24 protein-coding genes and 1 pseudogene are annotated in these 20022 nt (G+C 59.6%); 14 read left to right on the forward strand and 11 right to left on the reverse strand.

The window, feature by feature from the left end; translation table 11 throughout:
• Positions 1–203 precede the first annotated feature (203 nt).
• Positions 204–1397 carry an enoyl-ACP reductase FabV gene (fabV, locus tag LUB09_RS17330; protein ID WP_231423163.1) on the reverse strand — a complete coding sequence of 398 codons (1194 nt, stop codon included), beginning with the start codon at positions 1395–1397 and terminating at the stop codon, positions 204–206.
• 316 nt (positions 1398–1713) lie between these two features.
• Here fabV and LUB09_RS17335 point away from each other — a divergent pair, with 316 nt between their 5' ends.
• From LUB09_RS17335 to LUB09_RS17355, 5 genes are all read left to right on the forward strand, one after another.
• Positions 1714–2538 (forward strand): aspartyl/asparaginyl beta-hydroxylase domain-containing protein, encoded by an 825-nt coding sequence (locus LUB09_RS17335; protein WP_209980329.1) that lies wholly within the window; start codon positions 1714–1716, stop codon positions 2536–2538.
• Between the two features lie 147 nt (positions 2539–2685).
• Positions 2686–4059, forward strand: a complete 1374-nt coding sequence (ppnN, locus tag LUB09_RS17340) for a nucleotide 5'-monophosphate nucleosidase PpnN (protein WP_209980327.1) — start codon at positions 2686–2688, stop codon at positions 4057–4059.
• 113 nt (positions 4060–4172) lie between these two features.
• Complete coding sequence (locus tag LUB09_RS17345; RefSeq protein ID WP_231423164.1) at positions 4173–4487, forward strand: AbrB/MazE/SpoVT family DNA-binding domain-containing protein; 315 nt, start codon at positions 4173–4175, stop codon at positions 4485–4487.
• Entirely contained in the window at positions 4484–4879 is a 396-nt protein-coding gene (locus LUB09_RS17350) for a PIN domain-containing protein (protein WP_231423165.1), read from the forward strand. The genes LUB09_RS17345 and LUB09_RS17350 overlap by 4 nt, the downstream gene beginning before the upstream one ends.
• Positions 4880–4951: 72 nt before the next feature.
• Complete coding sequence (locus LUB09_RS17355) at positions 4952–5326, forward strand: hypothetical protein (protein ID WP_209980320.1); 375 nt, start codon at positions 4952–4954, stop codon at positions 5324–5326.
• A gap of 6 nt (positions 5327–5332) precedes the next feature.
• Here LUB09_RS17355 and LUB09_RS17360 read toward each other — a convergent pair whose 3' ends face one another.
• The 3 genes and pseudogenes from LUB09_RS17360 to mqo all read right to left on the reverse strand — a co-directional run bounded on the left by LUB09_RS17360 (position 5333) and on the right by mqo (position 7725).
• The gene (locus LUB09_RS17360; RefSeq protein WP_057009591.1) at positions 5333–5662 is read right to left on the reverse strand and encodes a YXWGXW repeat-containing protein; all 330 of its coding nucleotides are present in this window, start codon (positions 5660–5662) and stop codon (positions 5333–5335) included.
• Positions 5663–5816: 154 nt separating this feature from the next.
• Positions 5817–5966, reverse strand: a pseudogene (locus tag LUB09_RS17365) (EamA family transporter); the annotation flags it as partial.
• A gap of 112 nt (positions 5967–6078) precedes the next feature.
• Positions 6079–7725 (reverse strand): malate dehydrogenase (quinone), encoded by a 1647-nt coding sequence (mqo, locus tag LUB09_RS17370; protein ID WP_209980318.1) that lies wholly within the window; start codon positions 7723–7725, stop codon positions 6079–6081.
• A 421-nt stretch (positions 7726–8146) separates the two neighbouring features.
• On the opposite strand from mqo, the gene LUB09_RS17375 reads away from it, so the two are divergent.
• Complete coding sequence (locus LUB09_RS17375; protein ID WP_003235282.1) at positions 8147–9334, forward strand: MFS transporter; 1188 nt, start codon at positions 8147–8149, stop codon at positions 9332–9334.
• Positions 9335–9425: 91 nt separating this feature from the next.
• Here the strand turns inward: LUB09_RS17375 and LUB09_RS17380 are convergent, their stop codons facing one another.
• The gene (locus tag LUB09_RS17380) at positions 9426–9644 is read right to left on the reverse strand and encodes a hypothetical protein (protein ID WP_231423167.1); all 219 of its coding nucleotides are present in this window, start codon (positions 9642–9644) and stop codon (positions 9426–9428) included.
• A gap of 129 nt (positions 9645–9773) precedes the next feature.
• Positions 9774–10442: a class I SAM-dependent methyltransferase gene (locus tag LUB09_RS17385; RefSeq protein ID WP_231423169.1), complete on the reverse strand. Its 669-nt coding sequence runs from the start codon at positions 10440–10442 to the stop codon at positions 9774–9776.
• Positions 10443–11021: 579 nt separating this feature from the next.
• Between LUB09_RS17385 and LUB09_RS17390 the strand changes: the two genes are divergently transcribed.
• The 5 genes from LUB09_RS17390 to tal all read left to right on the forward strand — a co-directional run bounded on the left by LUB09_RS17390 (position 11022) and on the right by tal (position 14275).
• A complete protein-coding gene (locus tag LUB09_RS17390) occupies positions 11022–11519 on the forward strand; it encodes a hypothetical protein (RefSeq protein WP_231423171.1) in 498 nt (165 codons plus the stop codon).
• The gene (locus tag LUB09_RS17395; protein WP_231423173.1) at positions 11516–11758 is read left to right on the forward strand and encodes a CopG family ribbon-helix-helix protein; all 243 of its coding nucleotides are present in this window, start codon (positions 11516–11518) and stop codon (positions 11756–11758) included. Before LUB09_RS17390 ends, LUB09_RS17395 begins: the two co-directional genes overlap by 4 nt.
• Positions 11748–12032: a type II toxin-antitoxin system RelE/ParE family toxin gene (locus tag LUB09_RS17400; RefSeq protein WP_231423176.1), complete on the forward strand. Its 285-nt coding sequence runs from the start codon at positions 11748–11750 to the stop codon at positions 12030–12032. The genes LUB09_RS17395 and LUB09_RS17400 overlap by 11 nt, the downstream gene beginning before the upstream one ends.
• Positions 12033–12113: 81 nt before the next feature.
• Complete coding sequence (gene dusA, locus LUB09_RS17405; RefSeq protein ID WP_231423178.1) at positions 12114–13100, forward strand: tRNA dihydrouridine(20/20a) synthase DusA; 987 nt, start codon at positions 12114–12116, stop codon at positions 13098–13100.
• Between the two features lie 248 nt (positions 13101–13348).
• Entirely contained in the window at positions 13349–14275 is a 927-nt protein-coding gene (tal, locus tag LUB09_RS17410; RefSeq protein WP_209990167.1) for a transaldolase, read from the forward strand.
• Positions 14276–14383: 108 nt separating this feature from the next.
• Here tal and rssC read toward each other — a convergent pair whose 3' ends face one another.
• Both rssC and rssB read right to left on the reverse strand, forming a co-directional pair.
• On the reverse strand, positions 14384–14866 hold the full coding sequence (gene rssC / locus LUB09_RS17415) for an anti-sigma factor antagonist RssC (RefSeq protein ID WP_003235194.1): 483 nt from the start codon (positions 14864–14866) through the stop codon (positions 14384–14386).
• On the reverse strand, positions 14866–16047 hold the full coding sequence (gene rssB / locus LUB09_RS17420) for a two-component system response regulator RssB (protein ID WP_209990164.1): 1182 nt from the start codon (positions 16045–16047) through the stop codon (positions 14866–14868). The genes rssC and rssB overlap by 1 nt, the downstream gene beginning before the upstream one ends.
• A gap of 277 nt (positions 16048–16324) precedes the next feature.
• Here rssB and LUB09_RS17425 point away from each other — a divergent pair, with 277 nt between their 5' ends.
• Entirely contained in the window at positions 16325–16621 is a 297-nt protein-coding gene (locus LUB09_RS17425; protein ID WP_057009581.1) for a PilZ domain-containing protein, read from the forward strand.
• Positions 16622–16680: 59 nt separating this feature from the next.
• On the opposite strand, the gene LUB09_RS17430 is transcribed toward LUB09_RS17425, so the two are convergent.
• Positions 16681–17370, reverse strand: a complete 690-nt coding sequence (locus LUB09_RS17430; protein ID WP_231423180.1) for an MlaA family lipoprotein — start codon at positions 17368–17370, stop codon at positions 16681–16683.
• A gap of 195 nt (positions 17371–17565) precedes the next feature.
• On the opposite strand from LUB09_RS17430, the gene LUB09_RS17435 reads away from it, so the two are divergent.
• Positions 17566–18174 carry an HAD family phosphatase gene (locus LUB09_RS17435; RefSeq protein ID WP_231423182.1) on the forward strand — a complete coding sequence of 203 codons (609 nt, stop codon included), beginning with the start codon at positions 17566–17568 and terminating at the stop codon, positions 18172–18174.
• A gap of 110 nt (positions 18175–18284) precedes the next feature.
• Entirely contained in the window at positions 18285–18551 is a 267-nt protein-coding gene (locus LUB09_RS17440; protein ID WP_057009578.1) for a DUF4404 family protein, read from the forward strand.
• Between the two features lie 54 nt (positions 18552–18605).
• Here LUB09_RS17440 and queF read toward each other — a convergent pair whose 3' ends face one another.
• The gene (gene queF, locus LUB09_RS17445; protein ID WP_231423184.1) at positions 18606–19436 is read right to left on the reverse strand and encodes an NADPH-dependent 7-cyano-7-deazaguanine reductase QueF; all 831 of its coding nucleotides are present in this window, start codon (positions 19434–19436) and stop codon (positions 18606–18608) included.
• A gap of 66 nt (positions 19437–19502) precedes the next feature.
• Positions 19503–20015 (reverse strand): copper-resistant cuproprotein CopI, encoded by a 513-nt coding sequence (copI, locus tag LUB09_RS17450; protein ID WP_231423185.1) that lies wholly within the window; start codon positions 20013–20015, stop codon positions 19503–19505.
• Positions 20016–20022: the final 7 nt, after the last annotated feature.

Genomic DNA, 20022 nt, shown 5'->3' on the forward strand with positions numbered 1-20022 from the left:
CCGTTGGCATGGCGTGATAGCCGAAGGATTCTGGCAGAGTTTGTCAGGCAGGAGCTGCGCGTCAGCACGTAGGACGCTTCTGAAAAACACCCAAAGCAACTGTGGGAGGAGGCCTGCTGCCGATGGCTGAGTGTCAGTCAACGTGTGTGGCTGACACCTCGCTATCGGGAGCAAACCCCCTCCCACATTGTTTAAACCGTGTCTCAGGCCTGGATCAAACCATTGATCTTCACGGTCGGGTTCACGTCGGCCTCGTAGTCCACGCCGTCGACCTCAAAACCGAACAAGCGCAGGAACTCAGCCTTGTAGCCGGCGAAATCGCTGATCTCGTTGACGTTGTCGTCGGTCACCTGATTCCACAATGCGGCCACGGCGTCCTGGACCTTCGGTTCCAGCTCGGCCAGGTCGGCGCGCAGACGGCCATCGGCGTCCAGCTTGGGCTCGTTGCCGTACAGGCTGTCCTTGAACAGGCCATAGACCTGCTCGATGCAGCCTTCGTGGGTGCCCTGCTCTTTCATCACCTTGAACAGCAGCGACAGGTACAGCGGCATGATCGGGATCGCCGAGCTGGCCTGGGTGACCACAGCCTTGAGCACCGACACACGGGCATCGCCCTTGAGCGCCGTGAGGTTGTCGCGCAGGGTCAGGACTTTTTTATCCAGGTCTTTCTTGGCTTCGCCGATGGAACCGTTCCAGTAGATGTCCTGGGTCAGCTTCTCGCCGAGGTAGGTGAACGCTGTGGTCTTCGCGCCTTCGGCCAGTACGTCGGCGTCGCGCAGGGCGTCGATCCACAACTGCCAGTCTTCGCCGCCCATGACTTTCACGGTGCCGTCGATTTCTTCCTGGGTGGCCGGTTCAAGCGTGGTGTCGACCACGACGCCCTTGTCGGTGTTGATGCCGCGCAGGGTCACGGCCTTGCCGATCGGTTTGAGGGTGGAGGTGTGCACCACGCCCTGCGGGTCGGTGCGGCGCGGCGCGGCCAGGCTGTAGACCACGAGGTCGATCTTGCCCAGGTCTTTCCTGATGGTGTCGATGGTCAGGCGCTTGATCTCGTCGGAGAACGCGTCGCCGTTGATGCTCTTGGCGTACAGGCCTTTCTCGACGGCAAACTTCTCGAACGCCGCGCTGTTGTACCAGCCGGCGGAACTGAGTTTGCCCTCTTCGCCTTCTTTCTCAAAAAACACGCCCAGGGTGTCGGCGCCACAGCCAAACGCAGCACTGATGCGCGCGGCCAGGCCGTAGCCAGTGGAAGCACCGAGTACCAGCACCTTTTTGGGGCCGCCCTCGATGACGCCATGTTGAGTCACGTAGTCGATCTGCTCTTTGACATTCGCTTCACAGCCAACAGGGTGAGCGGTCACACAGATGAAGCCACGAACCCGCGGTTTGATGATCATAAAAATTCTGCCTCTTCCAAGGTGTCGAAGGCCAATGGTGGCCATTCAACTTAATCGTACCGGTCTATGACGCCCAAAAAACCGAAGCGTCACGATAGTCGCAAATCTTCCGTTTACAAAATCCAATCCGCACAGCGGGCCAAGTGCGGCTAGGGTTAGAACTGAGCGCATTCTTCACAATTTCCCACTACTTAAAACGCCCGCGAACGGTAGAACGCCTTTATCATGAACGGATTGTTTCAATATGTTTCAAAACCAACCACTCGCGGCCATGGATCCGGACCTGTCGAATGGCGTCCAGCTGGAGCTGAGTTTGATGAGCAAGTCGGTTTTACGTAAAAGAGCAGTGTCGCTCGCCTGGGTAGCAGGCGTCCTGCTGATCATTGGTCTGTTCCCCCTGACCTCGGCGGTATTCCTTGGGCTGGTACTGGTGTGCGGTGTGTACGACTTCCTGCGCAACGGCCTGTACGACCGCGACACCATCAAGAAATATTTCATCGGAAACGGACGCAACACCTGGGTGCTGGCACCGTTCAACACCCTGCTCGACCTGCTGAGCCGCCGTAATCGCCATGTTTATACGATGCATGATCTGCCGCCCGCCTGGCGCGAGGACCTGCAACAGGTGATCGACGACGCCATGGCCCACAAGGACGAAATCATCGGCTACCTGGATACGCGCATGGCCGAGAAAAAGCGCGGCATGCTGTTTTTCCAGTGGTACGGCCGTCCGATCGAAACCACGTTGGATATTCCGCAACTGCGCAAGAAACTGCCGTTCGTGAAGACCATCGGCGTATCGGTGTTCAACGAAAACCGCTCCACCTCGTTTCACTTCGGCCCGCTGCGCATGATGTTTCGCGTGCTCTACAACATGGCGCCGGCACCGCACCACGAAGGCGTGTACATCCAGGTCGGCAAACACAAACACTACTGGCACGACGACCCGCTGTTTATTTTCGATGACACGCTGATGCACGCCTCCTTCAACAAGAACGACGCAAAGCGTTACTGCCTGTTTATCGACATCGTGCGGCCGACAATGCTGCCCTCGGTGCTGAATGCCGTGATTGCCGGTTTTGCCGGCCTGGTCTTTACCCTGCGTCGGGTTTTCTACAAAAACTGGAAGCTGATTCAGTAGGTTCTGCGGCATGATGGGGGTGGACGGTATTTGCGCTCGGCCTTGCGCCTGAGGTAAATATTCGGCTCGCGCGCCGTCAACGGCGCCCACTCTTCTCAAGCCAACGAATCCCAAAGGATGCGGTGGCTGTGCTTTCAAGGAATCAGAATGCCCCAACGTCACGTCATCAACGCCTCCGTCAGCCCCAAGGGCAGCCTCGAAACCCTCTCCCAACGCGAAGTCCAGCAACTGAGCGCCGCCGGCACCGGCAGCATCTACACCCTGTTTCGCCAGTGCGCCCTGGCCATCCTCAACACCGGCGCGCACATCGACAACGCCAAGACCATCCTCGACGCCTACAAAGATTTTGAAGTGCGTATCCATCAGCAGGACCGCGGCGTACGCCTCGAACTGGTGAACGCGCCGGCAGACGCATTCGTCGACGGCGAAATGATCGCCAGCACCCGTGAGATGCTGTTCAGCGCCCTGCGCGACATCGTCTACACCGAGAACGAACTCGGCAGCCAGCGCATCGACCTGAGCGACTCACAGGGCATTACCGACTACGTATTCCACCTGCTGCGCAACGCCCGTACGCTGCGCCCGGGCGTCGAGCCGAAAATCGTGGTGTGCTGGGGCGGGCACTCGATCAACACCGAAGAATACAAATACACCAAGAAAGTCGGCCACGAACTGGGCCTGCGCAGCCTCGACGTGTGCACCGGCTGCGGCCCCGGCGTGATGAAAGGGCCGATGAAGGGCGCGACCATTTCCCACGCCAAGCAACGCATCACCGGCGGGCGCTATCTGGGTTTGACCGAGCCTGGCATCATCGCCGCCGAGGCACCGAACCCCATCGTCAACGAACTGGTGATCCTGCCGGACATCGAAAAGCGCCTGGAAGCTTTTGTGCGCGTGGGCCACGGCATCATCATCTTCCCGGGCGGTGCAGGCACGGCCGAAGAGTTCCTGTACCTGTTGGGCATTCTGATGCACCCGGACAACCGCGACGTGCCGTTCCCGGTAGTGCTTACCGGGCCCAAACACGCGGCGCCCTATCTGGAACAACTGCATGCGTTCGTCGGCGCCACCCTGGGTGAAGCCGCGCAACAGCATTATCAGATCATCATCGACGATCCAGCCGAAGTGGCGCGCCAGATGACCGCCGGCCTCAAGGCGGTGAAGCAGTTCCGTCGCGAGCGCAACGATGCGTTTCACTTCAACTGGCTGCTCAAGATCGACGAGGGCTTCCAGCGTCCGTTCGATCCCACCCACGAAAACATGGCCAGCCTGCAGTTGAGTCATGCGCTGGCACCCCATGAGTTGGCGGCCAACCTGCGTCGTGCGTTCTCGGGAATCGTGGCGGGCAACGTGAAGGACAAGGGCATTCGCCTGATCGAGGAAAACGGTCCTTACGAAATTAACGGCGACCCGGCGATCATGAAACCACTGGATGAGCTGCTGAAGGCATTCGTGGCCCAGCACCGGATGAAACTGCCGGGCGGCGCAGCGTATGTGCCGTGCTATCGCGTGGTGCAATAAGCCCCGCGCGCGGTTGGTCATAGTTTGTAGCGCTTTAGGGCACGAGCGAGCGTGTGAGGATCCTGCGTTCGGACTAGGGTTTTCCTATTCCAACTCACTTCTGCGAGCAACCTATGGACCAACGGATCTTGTCCTTCAGCACTCCTTACTCTAGGGTAAGGGGCATTATGTTGGAGGTATTAACCATGGCAACCGCCACACTGACGTCGAAGGGGCAAATCACTATTCCTGTCCAGGTCAGGACAGCCCTGGGCCTGGAAACAGGCGACCGGGTGGAGTTCGTCGAGATGGAAGACGGCAAGTTTTCCATGATTGCCGCGAGCAAAACCGTCAAGGATCTCAAGGGGCTGATCAACACGCCTGCCAGGGCCGTATCCATCGAGGACATGAATCAGGCCATCGCGGCCCGGGGAGCAAAAGCGCGATGATCGGCCTGGATACCAATGTGCTGGTGCGCTACGTCACCCAGGACGATGCGGTGCAGTCGGCCAAGGCATCGCACCTGATCGAATCACTGACTGCCGCATCGCCAGGTTTTGTCAGCGTGGTGTCCATCGTGGAATTGGTGTGGGTCCTGCAGTCCTGCTACCAATCGGCCAAGGCCGACGTGGTGCTGGTGCTGGAGACCCTGCTGCACACCCGCGAACTGACCATCGAACACGCCGATATCGTCTGGAAGGCACTGCGCAAGTTCATCGCCAGCAAGGCCGACTTTGCGGACTGCCTGATCGAGCGTTGCGCCCACGCGGCCGGCTGCGAATACACCGCCACATTCGACCTCGACGCCGCCAAAACGACGGGCATGAAGCGGCTGGGCTGAGCCGCGGCGTTGCAGCCGACGGCGAGCTTTGGTAAAAAATCGACTGTCCCCTTGATCAAGAGAACACCGAACGTGCGCACGCTTCTGCTCACAGCCGTGACCCTACTGCCTGCCCTCGCCTTGGGCGATGCCATCGTCTGGCCCGACTTGCCGCAGAGCTGCTTCGTCAGCGGCCGCTCGGCCACCAATGAGGACGTGGACAGCGGGTGCGCGGCGTTCCTGATCAATGTGAAGGGCAAGGCCGCAGGTACGCCGATAGCGCTGGATATTCCGCAGTACGCGATGCATATGGACGAAACATCGGGTAAGGAAACACCGGTGATCATTATCCAGGCGGAGGAAAACGGCGACGTTAAGGCGGTGGGATATCGCGAGCTGGGCACCGATCAACTCGGGGCGGCACTGCTGCGAGAGGTTCGGCTCCTGGGTACCCAGAAGCCGATTTAACCAGGCTCAGCGCACCCAGCCACCCACCTGCCAGTGGAAACCATCGCTGTGCTGCACCCAGTGCGGATGCACATAACGATAACCCTCGCGAACCGGCTCCCAATGACCGTGCACCGCGACATACCGCCCGCCCGTCCAGCGCCAGTAACCGCGCGACCATACATAGCCATAACGTGGCGCCGGCTCGACCTCGATCACCTGCACCGGCGGCGGTTGTGGCGCGACCACTTCAACGTAATCACGCTGCATCGGAACGCGTTCATGAACCACGCGCTCCTGTACACATCCAGATGCTGCGACGACCACTGCCGCCAATGCCGCATAACGTAACAACATACAAAACCCTCGGGCGCTTACACCCTGCAATGGTAAAAATCCCCCCTTGCTGCAACCACGCTCCTGCATGGCCCTGGGTATTTTTTAACAGGGTGTGTCTGTCAGCTTGCTGAACCTGCACGCCTTATGAGGTGCATGCGACTGTCGGTCGTTTCACGATCGCCACGCCGACAAAACTGATCAACAGCCCTACCCACTGCCAGCCGCCGCTGCGCTCGGTATCGCTGCCGGTGGACAGTGCCGCCGTCATCAGCGGCTGCAGCGCGGCGATGATGGCCGCAATGCCAGGGGGCAAGCCATTCTGCCTGCATGAGCAGGTCAGGCATTTCAAGGTGTGAACGTCGCCCATAAAAAAGCCCGCTGACCGTCACCGGTTCAGCGGGCTTTTTCTTCAGCGATGCGTGTTGCTGAGCAGCTTACAGCGCCAGGTCGGACGCCGGCTTGCTCGGCTCAGCCGCAGGTTTGGCAGCCTCGGTGGCCTTTGGCGCCGCCATTTGCGGGATCGCAGGCGGTGGCGTCAATTGCAGAACACCGGCGGTGTAGGCCCATTCCTTGGCAACCGCTTCCGGGCTGTCGTTCAGCTTGGTGCCGTAGCTCGGTACGATCTGGTGCAGCTTGGCCTGCCACTCAGGGGTCGCCACCTTGTCCTTGAACACTTTCTGCAGCACGGTCAGCATGATCGGAGCCGCGGTGGACGCGCCTGGCGATGCACCCAGCAGGCCTGCGATGGTGTTGTCGGCGGAGCTGACCACTTCGGTACCGAGTTTCAGGACGCCGCCCTGTTCTTCGTCACGCTTGATGATCTGCACGCGCTGGCCGGCTTGCCACAGGCGCCAGTCGGACTGCTTGGCGTTCGGGAAGTATTCCTGCAGTGCCTTGAAGCGGTCGTCGTCCGACAGCATCAGTTGGCCGGCAAGGTACTCGACCAGCGGGTATTCACGAATACCGACTTTGGTCATGGGCCAGATGTTGTGAGTGGTGGTGCTGGTCAGCAGGTCCAGGTACGAGCCTTCCTTCAGGAACTTGGTGGAGAAGGTCGCGAATGGGCCAAACAGGATCACGCGCTTGCCGTCCAGCACGCGGGTGTCCAGGTGCGGAACCGACATCGGCGGTGCGCCAACCGAGGCCTTACCGTAGGCCTTGGCCATGTGCTGCTCAGCGATGGCCGGGTTATCGGTCACCAGGAACGAGCCGCCAACCGGGAAGCCTGCGTATTCCTTGGCTTCAGGAATACCCGACTTCTGCAGCAGGTGCAGTGCACCGCCGCCCGCGCCGATGAACACGAACTTGGCGTCGGTTTCGGTCTTGGTGCCGTCTTTCAGGTTTTTGTAGCTCACACGCCACGAGCCGTCGGCGTTCTTGGTGATGTCCTGCACTTCGCTCGACAGTTTCAGGTCAAATTTCGGCGTGGTTTGCAGGTGCGCGACGAACTGGCGGGTGATCTCGCCGAAGTTCACGTCGGTGCCGATCGGGGTCCAGGTGGCCGCGATTTTCTGGCTCGGGTCACGCCCTTGCATCATCAGCGGAACCCACTTGGCGATCTGCGCCGGGTCTTCGGAGTACTGCATGCCGGCGAACAGCGGGCTCGCTTTCAGGGCTTCGTAGCGTTTTTTCAGGAACTTGATGTTGTCATCGCCCCACACAAAGCTCATGTGCGGTGTGGAGTTGATAAACGAACGCGGGTTCTTCAGCACGCCCTGCTGGACCTGCCAGGACCAGAACTGACGGGAGATCTGGAACGCTTCGTTGATCTCGACCGCTTTCGGGATCTCAACGTTGCCGTTCTTGTCTTCCGGGGTGTAGTTCAGCTCAGCCAGCGCCGAGTGACCGGTACCGGCGTTGTTCCAGCCATTGGAGCTTTCTTCGGCCACGCCATCGAGGCGCTCGACCATCTCCATCGACCAGTCCGGCTGCAACTCGTTGAGCCACACACCCAGGGTTGCGCTCATGATGCCGCCGCCGATCAGCAGCACATCGACTTTCTTTGCCTCTTCCGCGTGAACGGACGTGATCCCCATCGACAAAGCCAGCCCCAGCAGGGCAGTGTTTACTTTTTTAAACATCAGTAGCACCTATGATAAAACGCCATCCGCCCTACCGCCCCTGACTCTGCAGACCGTAGGGTGGGCACACAAGGCCGACGTATCGACCTCACTTTTGTCCCTTCTGCGCTGACTTTTTATCATTATTGGCTTCAGCTACCTGGGCGACAGCCCACCGCCGGGACGTATACGGATGTACGCACCCGGGAAAGACCTGTCCAGAACGGCGCGCAGAATATCATGCCAAACAGCGTTTATGGGTCGTTTGGCCAATTGACAGCATTAAATCGCGGCTTTTATTGCGCAGGTGTCAAGGCTGGCAGGCGCGACCTGAGGTCACAGGCCTGGAACTCTCGGACAAGCGGCTGTTCTAGACACCTTCACCGTCGCGTGCGTAGCATCGACGACTGTCTTTCGTGCACCCATTCAAACAGAGCCATCCATGTCTATCCAGCAAACACCCGGGCACCTGCTGCCCGCGCGCAGTGCCGCCAAAATGGAAGCGGCCATGGCCGTGGGCGCTTTCGCAATCGGCACCGGCGAATTCGCCATCATGGGCCTCATGCCCGACATCGCCCAAAACCTCAACCTGAGCGAACCCCAGGTCGGCCACGCCATCAGCGCCTACGCCCTGGGCGTGATGGTCGGCGCCCCACTGCTGGCGATCCTCGGTGCCAAACTGCTGCGCAAACATATGCTGCTGTTATTGATGGCGCTTTACGCCTTGGGCAACCTCGCCACCGCCTTCACCCCGAGCTTCAGCTCACTGGTGGCCTTCCGCTTCATCAGCGGCCTGCCCCACGGCGCCTACTTCGGCATCGCCGCGGTGGTCGCCTCGAGCATGGTGCCCTCGGATAAACGCGCCGGCGCCGTCGCCCGCGTGATGATGGGCCTGACCCTCGCCATGTTGCTGGGCAACCCCATCGCTACCTTCCTCGGCCAACACTTGGGCTGGCGCTCGGCCTTCGCCCTGGTCAGCGTGATTGCCCTGTGCACCATCGCGCTGGTCTGGCAATTCGTGCCCCACCGCCACGACGAAGAACGCAGCGACCCGCGCAAGGAAATGCGCGCCTTCACCAAACCGCAGGTGTGGATGGCCCTGTCCATCGGCGCGATTGGCTTTGCCGGGATGTTCTGCGTATTCAGCTACCTGGCGCCGACCATGCTGGAAGTGACCAAAGTGTCGCCACAGTGGATTCCGTTTGGCCTCGCGGCGTTTGGTGTCGGCGGGATCATCGGCAACATCGCAGGCGGCAAACTGTTTGATCGCATGCAGTTTCGCGCGGTGGGGCTGATATTGGTGTGGTCGATTGCCGTGCTGCTGTTCTTCCCGTTCGCCGCATCGTCGCTGTGGGGCGTGCTGCTGAGCATGGGCCTGGTCGGCACCATGGTGTCGCTGGCGGCACCGTTGCAGATCCGCCTGATGGACATCGCCCACGAAGCCCCAAGCCTGGCGGCCGCGTCCAACCACGCGGCGTTCAACCTGGCGAACGCGCTGGGGCCGTGGTTTGGAGGAATGGCGATTACAGCGGGATTTGGCTGGACCAGCACCGGCTACATCGGCGCAGCGACCGCACTGCTCGGCCTGGGCCTTTACCTCATCGCCCGACGCATGAAAGGCGGGCACTAACTCGCCAACCTGCGCAGTACCACTGTGGGAGGGGGCTTGCTCCCGATAGCAATGGGTCAGTCACCACAAAACTGGCTGGCCCAGTGCCGCATCAATCATCATGCAACAACCCCGAACCATACTCTTCATAACTGCTACCCAGCCCGCTGCCGCCAAAACTCGTTTTGGCGGCTTTACTCGGGCTATGGTCGCCAAACGCCTGGCATCCACCCGAGAAGCATGGGTCGCTGCTGACGTTCGCGCCCGAGGAGCAGGCGTTCAATAGCAATGTGCCGCTGATCAGCAAAAGTTTGACGAGGTTTGAGGTCATTTCCTGGGTTCTCTGCAGGCTGGAGGCGTTGGGCCTCTCTTGCAGAGAATCGTAAACCTCAACACGGCAGAGAATGATGAAATTTTGCCTGGGGACAGGATGCGTCCAGAGCGCCGACCTGGGAAACGCTTACATCCGCTGTAACACGTAGCTGTTCTCAAAACCATGCACGCTTCCCAGCACGTTGAAGTCTCTGAAGAACCCCGTAGCCCTGAGCAGATCGACCGCAGGCCCCACCTCAGGCGAGTGTTTAAAGTCGCGATAATCGTCCAGCACAATAAAACCGCCCGGCACCACGCTCGGCGAATACAGCAGGAAATCCAGCAACACGTTGCGCATGGTGTGACCGCCATCGATATGCAACAGCGCAACCCTGGGCGCCAGATTGTAGAAACGCTCGGCACTGAGTTCCGAGAAGCCGCGAATCACCACCGCATCAGGCAGCATCAACGCCTGATAGTGACTGAACTCCTCAAACTGGTTCGGCAACTCAAACGGGTCAATACCGATGACACGCCGCTCGCCATTGCACACCTCGTTCATCAGCATCAACGACTTGCCCTTCCACACGCCGATTTCCACCACGTCACCCGGCAGTTCGGCCACCAAAAGCGACAGGTAGCCCAGCAGGCGTACGTGATCATGGAACGACAACTCACGACGCTCCATCGCCTGCTCAGACGGCAAGCTGGCCTGGGCCTGTTCGAAATGCTGGCCGATCAGTTCCCAAACCTGCGCGATGCTGGCAGTCAACTCCGGGTTGCTGGTGAACTCGTTGAGTTCCTGGATAGTTATCATTGTTTTCTGATCACTCCGAACGGCTAGAGGGACATAGGTTGGCTGCGTCCTGGCGGTCAGGCCGGGAACCGATGATGGGCATCAAGAACGTCGCGGCAATTTCGGCGAGAAATAAGCGCTGACTTTTTAAGACCACATCCTTCAATACTAGCTCGGATCCTACCGACGCGTGATAAGGCGTCGCTCAGCGTCAGAACGCGACCCGGGCGACAGAGGCGCTTTGCGTCCTTGCCCAGCACTGTCGTGAAACGGGCAATATACGCCGCTCCGACAGCCAGCATGCATCCCTGATAAACTGCGCGTCATTCGCCATGATCCAGATCCCTCCAATGCCCCTACAAACCGCCCCACTCTCCCGCTGCTTCTCCGTCGCTCCGATGATGGATTGGAACTACTAATTACCGACGTCCCTAGATACATAGTGTTGTGAACCGCCAACAATTCTCCGTACCACTTTCGTACCACCGCACCGCTGCCCCCCTTCAAAAATGTCAAACAATTCGGTCAAAACAATCTTACGGATCACCCGTTCACGCTCGCTGCTATGCTCTGCGAAACACTACTTTTCGCGGTATATCCATGAGTGATCTTTTGAACGACAGCCCTCAGGCTCTTCAGTGGTTTGAGGAGGCCGAGAGGAGACACTCGCCTGGGACCTTCGGAAAAATTGTGCGTTCGATAATATGGTCGGATGCACGCAGTGACGATGGTGAGCTCCTACTGGACCTGAACCCCCATGAGCTAGTTGCCAGCGTGAACGAGGCTCCGTTCAGCCTTCTTCATGGTCACGATCCTGGACAGCTAAAGGGTCAAGTTCTGGAAAGTGCCTATTTTCAGACAGCATCAGGTAACGTATTTGTCGCTGCCATCCTTGGCTACTACTTTGGGGGAAACGTACTATCCTTCAGAGACCTGAAGCTCGATATCACATCCCCAGCGCGACCACCGTTGAAGCTTCCCGACTTGCCTGAAGACGCAAGATCACTTCCGGATACACACAGCGACGACCTGCTCATTCAAGCCAGCGCTCCGCGGTGTAAGATGCCCTACAACCATCCACCATCGAGACCGCCATGACTGGAATCTCCCTAAACCTCCCGGAAGACTTGTCCAACTCTCTCGCCGACTTGGCCAAAACCAGCGGCCAGACTGCGACCTATCTGGCGATGGACGTCCTCCGCGACTACATCGAGCACGAAAAAACGCTGACCGCTCAGATCGAGCTGGCAGTAAAAGAAGCCGATCAAGGCAAATTCGCCACCGATGATCAGGTGGCAGCAATGCGCGCTCGGCGCTGGAGCCGGAATGCAGGTTGAGTGGCTTGCAACAGCACTCAAAAATCTGGAAGACGAAGCAAACTATATCGCTCTCGAAAATCCCAAGGCAGCTGACGACTTCTCCGATGCCATTTTCGCTAGTGTCGACAAGCTAGCTCAGTTTCCTTCCATGGGCCGTGAAGGTCGGGTAAAGCACACCCGAGAATGGGCGGTGCCCAACTGGTCCTACTTGATCCCGTATCGGGTACGTGGAGATCGCTTACAAATTCTTGGCATATTCCACACAAGACAACGTCCGCGCTCGCAGTGGTGACGGGCGCAAAACACGCACCTCCGCCCCCAGACCCATCCCTGATAAACTGCGCCCCATTCACCTCGCTGACTCAGATCCCCAATGCCCCTACAAACCGCCCCACTCTCCCGCCGCTTCTCCGTCGCCCCGATGATGGACTGGACCGACCGCCACTGCCGCTACTTCCTGCGTCTGCTCTCCAAACACGCCCTGCTCTACACCGAGATGGTCACTACCGGCGCGATCCTCCACGGTGATCACGAGCGCTTCCTGCGCCACAACGAAGCCGAGCATCCTCTGGCGCTGCAGCTGGGTGGCAGTGTTCCCGCCGACCTGGCCGCGTGTGCGCGCATGGCCGAGGCTGCCGGTTACGATGAGGTGAACCTGAACGTCGGCTGCCCGAGTGACCGGGTGCAGAACAACATGATCGGCGCGATCCTGATGGCGCATCCTGCGCTGGTGGCCGATTGCGTGAAGGCGATGCGTGATGCGGTGTCGATCCCGGTGACCGTCAAGCATCGTATCGGCATTAATGGACGGGACAGTTATGCCCAGCTGTGTGATTTCGTCGGGCAAGTGAAGGATGCGGGCTGTACCAGTTTTACCGTGCATGCGCGGATCGCGATTCTGGAGGGGTTGTCGCCCAAGGAGAATCGTGACATTCCGCCATTGCGCTATGACGTGGCGGCGCAGTTGAAGCAGGACTTTCCCGAGCTGGAGATTGTTCTCAACGGCGGGATCAAGACGCTGGAGGAGTGCGAGGCGCATTTGCAGACGTTCGATGGGGTGATGCTGGGCCGCGAGGCTTATCACAATCCCTATGTGCTGGCGCAGGTGGATCAGCGGTTGTTTGGAAGCGAGGCGCCGGTGATCAGTCGGGCGCAGGTGTTGGTGCAGTTGCGGCCTTATATTGCTGAGCATCTGGCCAGTGGTGGGACGATGCATCACATTACTCGGCATATATTGGGGTTGGGCACCGGGTTTCCGGGGGCTCGGAAGTTTCGGCAGTTGTTGTCGGTGGATATTCACAAGGCTGCGGATCCGTTGGCGTTGCTGGATCAGGCGGGGGAGTTGCTGGAGGGGCGTTGATCGTTAATGTGTGGTGGCTGGGCTGGCGCTATCGGGAGCAAGCCCCCCTCCCACATTGGGATCGGGATGGCATCCGGTAATCGGGTTGAACCTGCCACCGATTGCGGCCTCCAATTACCGAGTAAGGCCCGCCATTCAAACGGCTGTTTTCAGGTTGTTGCCCTCGCAAACGATCGAACGCATTTGCGCCCTTGAGCGCCTGCTGGCGCTCGGGTAATGTCATCAGACCCATAGGACAGAGCACGCCCATGACTTCCAAGCTGGAACAACTCAAGCAATTCACCACCGTGGTAGCCGATACCGGCGATTTTTCCACCCTCGCCAAGCTCAAGCCGCAGGACGCTACCACCAACCCTTCCCTGCTGCTCAAGGCCGCGTCGATCCCGGGCTACGCCAAGCTGCTGGACGAGTGTGTGCAGGACTGTAACGGCGATGTCGGCCTGGCCAGTGACCGTTTTGCGGTGGCGGTGGGTCAGGAGATTCTCAAGGTGGTGCCGGGGCGTATTTCCACCGAGGTGGATGCCCGCCTGTCGTTCGACACCGACGCCGTACTCAAGCGTGCGCACCGTCTGATCGATCTGTACGACAAAGCCGGCGTTGGCCGCGACCGCGTGCTGATCAAGATCGCTTCCACCTGGGAAGGCATCCGCGCCGCCGAGCAGCTGGAAAAGGAAGGCATCCAGACCAACCTGACGCTGCTGTTCTCGTTTGCCCAGGCCGTAGCCTGCGCCGAGGCCGGGGTGTTCCTGATTTCGCCGTTCGTGGGCCGTATCTACGATTGGTACAAGAAGGCCAATGGCAACGACTACACCGGTTCCGATGACCCGGGCGTGCAGTCGGTGACGCGCATCTACAACTACTACAAGGCCAATGGCTACAAGACCGTAGTGATGGGTGCGAGCTTCCGTAATCTGAGCCAGATCGAAGAGCTGGCCGGGTGTGATCGCCTGACCATCAGCCCGGACCTGCTGGAGAAGCTGGCGGCCGATGAAGGCAAGCTTGAGCGCAAGCTGTCGCCAGGGCACGCCGGGGAAGCGCGGGTGCACATGACTGAAGCGCAGTTCCGTTGGGAGTCCAACGAGGATGCGATGGCGACCGAGAAGCTGGCGGAGGGGATTCGTCAGTTTGCCCGCGATCAGGAGAAGCTGGAGGCGTTGTTGACTGCCAAGCTGTAAAGGCAGGCAGCAGCAAAAAGGGCGGCACCTGTGAGGGTGCCGCCCTTTTTTGTGGTCGCTGATCCCAAGCCGAACTCCCACATTTGATTGTGTTCCAGCAGTGGGGGATCAGTGGCGTTCGAGAGCATTCACGAGGTCGTGAAAGGCTTCGCGGTTGGACTCGTTGAGCCCCATCAGGATCTTGTGCGCTTCGAGCACCTTGACCCGCACGATCTCCTCGGACTGGTCCTGGGACGGCAGGTCGGTGAGGCATTCCGGGCACGGGATCGGACGGTCGACGATGTTGAACACCTGATCGAAGCCCATGGACTGCAGCAGCCGGGTGATGTCGTCGTGGGTGGTGACGACGGTGGGCAACAGGCCGACCTTCTGCCGCGACAGAATGGACAGCTTGGCCAGCAGCCCCAGGGTGGTGCTGTCGATGCTGCGGGTTTCGGTCAGATCGATCACGATCGCCGAGAAGTTCAGCGCAGTGAAGATCCGCTCAATCGTCGCATCCAGCGCTGAACACAAGGTCAGGCGCACTTCACCGACGAATTTGAGGACGAAGGTTCCGTCCTGCTCGGCGAATTGGATTCTTCCGGTACTCATCAAAGATTCCTGCTCAACACCAGTAGGGCGATATCATCCGGCATCTCCCCCAGCGTGGCCAATCCAAAAACCTGCCGCAGGCCATCCAGGCTGCCGCCCGCCGACTTGACCTTTTGGGGCAAGGCGGCTTCTTTCTCTTTGAGTGTAGGCTCTGGAAGAAGATCCAGGATGCCGTCGGACATCAGCGTAAGGCTGAACGTCGGCGGCAGTTCCAGGATATGGTCTTCGTAGGTGGCTTCATTGAACAAGCCCACCGGCAGACCACGGCCTTCCAGATAACGCACACTGTCTGGAGTGTATAGAACAGGCATCGGCAAGTGACCGCCAATACTGTAGGTCAAAAGACCGGTTTCTTCATCGATCACGCCGCCCACCATCGTTACGTGCTTGCCCAGCTTGCAGCTGATCAGGCCCCGGTTGATGTGGCCCAGCACCTGCGAAGGCGTGAACTCCGGCAGCGTGCCATTGCGCTTGGACTCGAACAACAGCCGTGTGGTCATGAACTTCAACAGCACGGTGACAAATGCAGAGGACGCACCGTGACCGGACACGTCGGCCAGGTAGAACGCCACACGGCGCTCATCCACGCGGAAATAGTCGACAAAATCTCCCGACAGGTACAGCGAAGGGATGATCTGGTGAGCGAACTGAAAGTCGTCGATGGTCCAGGGGCTCACCGGCAGCATATTCATCTGTACCTGGCGACCGGCGTTCTGGTCTTCCTGGAGCAGGTTCAGGCTGGCTTCGAGTTCGCGGTTGGCGGTTTCGAGCTTTTCGCGGTAGCGCAGGTTTTCCTGCAGCAGGCGCGCGCGGTCAAGGGCGCGGCGCACCGAATGCTCCAGCACGGCCAGGTCTTCCAGGGGCTTGATCAGGTAATCGGCGGCGCCCAGGCGCAAGGCCTCGACGGCATCGTTCATCACGCCGGCACCGGACACTACGATCACTGGCGTCTGCGGCGCGCGCTCGGTCACCTGGCGGATCAGCTCCAGGCCGCCCATCTGGGGCATGCGCAGGTCGCAGATCACGAGGTCGGGCTGGTCGCGCTCGAACACCTGGAGACCCTGTTGGCCATTGCTGGCCTGCAGGACGCTGAAGCCACTGTCTTCCAAATAGGCCGCGAGGCTCGCGCGCACTACTTCGTCGTCATCGATTATCAGCAGCGTGGCACTGGTTTTTTGCATGTGGGCAAACGGCGCCAGAATTAGGTTGGCGTAGGCAGCGCGACAATGGCCGGGCTCACACTACTGGATTCGCTTTCTAGCCTCTCTGTCCTACAAAGCACGGGCGTTTTGCCCACGCACAACTGTAAAGCAGAGGTGCCCTTCTAAGGCGCAGACGGTACTCCCATCCGTCAGGGGTTTCAAGCTCACGCCGATGGTCGCCGAGCCTCTTTACACCGCAAATCACCGGGAGTTATAAGAACAGCTACCACCACAACACAAAGTAAGGATGGAACCTGTGAGCGAACACGAGCGCGACTACGCTGAAAAACGCGATTTCATCCGCATGCGGGTGGATGCCGATGTGTCATTGATCCATGCCGGGCAGGAAATTGCCGGGGTTTGCGTGGACCTTTCCAGTTCCGGCATGCAGGTGCAGGCACCTCGCCAGTTCAACGTCGGCGATCAGCTGACCGTCCGCATCGATTCGGAGCACGCCGCCCTCAAGGGCCTGGAGGCTGATACCGAAGTGGTATGGGCTAAGACGGCGGGCGAAGAACAGCAACTGGGGCTCAGGATCCTGAAAATGCGCTAAAAGCTGCGCACAAAAAAGGCGACCATTGGGTCGCCTTTTTCGTTTCAAAACGTCTCGACTTAGAAGTCGTCGACGACCTTGCCGTCCTTGACCTTGAACTCGCGGTTCTGCAGGTAAGCGTTACGGATAAAGGTGTATTTGTCGCCGGTGATCAGTTTTTCGCTGTCGAGCAGGCTGGCGCGGGTATCGACCAGGTTCAAGCCGAAGACGCTGTTGCGCCAGTCGATGTCATTCATGTAGCGGTACGGCGAGGTGTAGCTGTCGACGTATTTGGACGGCGCATCACGCAAGGTGCTTGGGCCGAGCAGTGGCAGCATCACGTAAGGACCGCTGCCCACGCCCCAGTAACCGAGGGTCTGGCCAAAGTCTTCATCGCTGCGCTGCAGGCCCATGCGGGTGCCGACGTCGACGAAGCCCAGCACGCCGAAGGTGGTGTTGACCAACAGACGGGCGGTGTCCACGCCAGCGTTGTGCGGCTTGAGCTGCAGCACGTTGTTGGCGAGGTTGCCGACATCGCCGATGTTGCGGAAGAAGTTATGCACGCCGTCCTGCACGAATTGCGGAGTGATGAACTGATAGCCTTGGGCAATTGGCTTGAGGGCGTAGGTATCAACCGTATCGTTGAAGGAGAAGATGGGGCGGTTGACGCTTTCCCATGGATCATCTTCCGATGCCGCCTGTGCAGCAAAGGGTACGAATAGTACGGTGGCACACACCGACAGCTGAGCGAAGTACTGGCTCCAGCGCATAGCTTTTGCTCCTTGAATGATCTGTCATGGGCGCTATGCCCTGAATTTGGCCGTCAGTATATGACGGAAGTGCGGGTTTAGGCAGCCACCTGGAAACGTCTTACGAAAAATGCGCAAATTTCTCACAATCAGCCTCGGTGTCATTGACTTGTCATGCCGGCTCGATAGCGTCAGAGCTATTTCAGGGATGTTCTGATGCCACACGCCGAGATTGCCGTCGCCACGGCCCCGTCATTGACTGCCGTGCTATTTGGCCTGAGTGGCTGCCTGGTGGACTTCGGTTCCCTGGCCCGCAATGACTCGCCAGCCCCCGACTCCCAAGCCACCCCCGGCGCACTGAACAGTCTGCGCAGCCTGAAGGAACAAGGCGTGCCCTGCGCCTGGCTGGATGAACTGCCGCCCTCGGTGACCGCGCCCCTGGCGGCTACGCTGCCCGCCTGGATCAAGGCCACATCGCCCTCCTCCATTCGCTGGCCCGCGCCTCATGCGTGCTGGCAAGCCTTGATGGAATTGAACATCGAACGCCTGGAAGGCTGCGTGCTGGTCAGCGGCGAGCCGCGCCTGCTGCAATCGGGCCTCAACGCCGGCCTGTGGACCATCGGTCTGGCTTCCTGCGGCTCTCTGTGCGGCCTGGCACCCGAGCAGTGGCAAGCGCTCACCGAGCAGCAACGCGAGCAAAAGCGCGGCAAGGCGACTGTGGCCCTGTATGGGCTGGGTGTGCACTCGGTGATCGACCACCTCGGTGAACTCGGCACCTGCCTGGCGGACATCAGCCTGCGCCGGCTCAAAGGCGAGAAGCCCTGATCGAGAGCATGCACGGCGGGCCGCAGTGGATTAATCTACCGATCAGCCCGTAGACCTTTCGCGGCACGCCGCGGTCTATGCCAGTGCCTATCGATAAAAGGAAGAACACCATGCCTGCCCGCGAAAAACTGCAAGAACAGGTCAACATTCTGCGCGAGCAACTGGAACAGGATCCGCCACTGCCGGCCGAAAAGCGTGAAGCGCTGGAAGCCCTGCTTGCCAGGTTTGAAACGCAACTTGAACTGGAGCCGGCCACCCAGACGCCGAGCATTTCCGACGACGTGAATCAGGCGGCCATTGAGTTCGACGCTGATCACCCGGTTATTTCCGGGACCTTGCGCAACATCATGATCACCCTGGGCAACATCGGTATCTAAACGCTTCATGTGGGAGGGGGCTTGCTCCCTCCCACATTGGGTTTTATGTGCAGGCTACTGACGCGCCAGACGCACGTTCTGGAACGCCACCTCCTCAGTGCTGCGATACGGGTTGATATCCAGCCCGCCACGGCGCACATAGCGCGCGTACACCGTCAACCTTTCAGGCTTGAGCAAGCGCTGCAGGTCGAGAAAGATCCGCTCCACACACTGCTCATGAAAGTCCGAATGCTGGCGAAAGCTCACCAGGTATTCCAGCAGACTGGCGTGATCCAACGCCGCACCGCGATAGTCCACCACCACGCTGCCCCAGTCCGGCTGGCTGGTGACCGGGCAATTGGATTTGAGCAAGTGGCTGTGCACGCTCTCCTCCACCACGCGTGAATCGTCGCAGCGCAGCAGTTCCGGGCGCGGATGCTCATAGTTGCTGACGCTGATATCCAACGCATCAATGCACACACCCGGCAAAGCCATCACGCCTTCGGCCTCGACCTCGGCCAGGCTGCGGATACGCACGCTCACCGGCTTGCCGGCGGCAAAGCTCAGGTCGTTGTGCAGTGTGGCTTGCAGGTCCTGGGTATCGGCGAACGCGGTCTGGTTCAGCGAATTGAGGTACAGCTTGAAGGACTTGGATTCAATGATGTTCGGCGAGTCGGCAGGGATGCTGAATTCGCCGATGGCCACCACCGGCTTGCCCGAAGGCAACAACCAGGACAGTTCGAAGCAGTTCCAGAAGTCCACGCCCTTGTACGGCAGGGTCTCGGCGCTCAGGCCCAGCTCGGCCCACTTGGCGGCGCGCGGAATCGGGAACAGCAACGAAGGGGTATAGGTGCTGATGTATTCACTGGACTTGCCCAGCGGTGAGTGTTCGGCGGCGGGATGCATGACGGGAACCTGGCTAAATAAACCGCGCCAGTCTACCAGCCTTTGCGCCCGCCCTTAATCATCGCCTCACTCAACGGTCAGCGTGCCGACCATTCCTGCCTGATAGTGCCCCGGCAGGTTGCAGGCGAACTCAAGACCGGTGGCCTTGGCGAAGGTCCAGGTCAGCTCGGCGGTTTTACCCGGCTCCACCAGCACACTGTTCGGGTCATCGTGCTTCATCGCACCATGGCCCATGGCAGCATGATCCATCTTCGCCATGCCAGTGGACGTGAGCATGCCCCTGGCCAGCATCTGCAGCATTTCCTTCTGGTGCTCGGCATGCATCGCCGCGTCGCCCAGGTTGAATTCATGGAGCAACTGGCCTTTGTTGACCAGCACAAAGCGCACGGTCTCACCGGCCTTTACATCCAGGGACTTGGGCGCGAACGCAATGTCCTGCAGGGTCACCTCCACACTGCGCGTGGCTTTATCCGCCGCAGCCGGATGACCAAAGGCGAAGCCGTGCGCCGCGTCGGCCAGAGCATCGACACTCAACACCAGCAGGCAGCCTGCCAATAACAAGGATGTACGCAAGGTCATTTCAACG

The sequence above is a fragment of the Pseudomonas sp. Leaf59 genome, from assembly GCF_920984685.1.
Lineage (GTDB): Bacteria > Pseudomonadota > Gammaproteobacteria > Pseudomonadales > Pseudomonadaceae > Aquipseudomonas.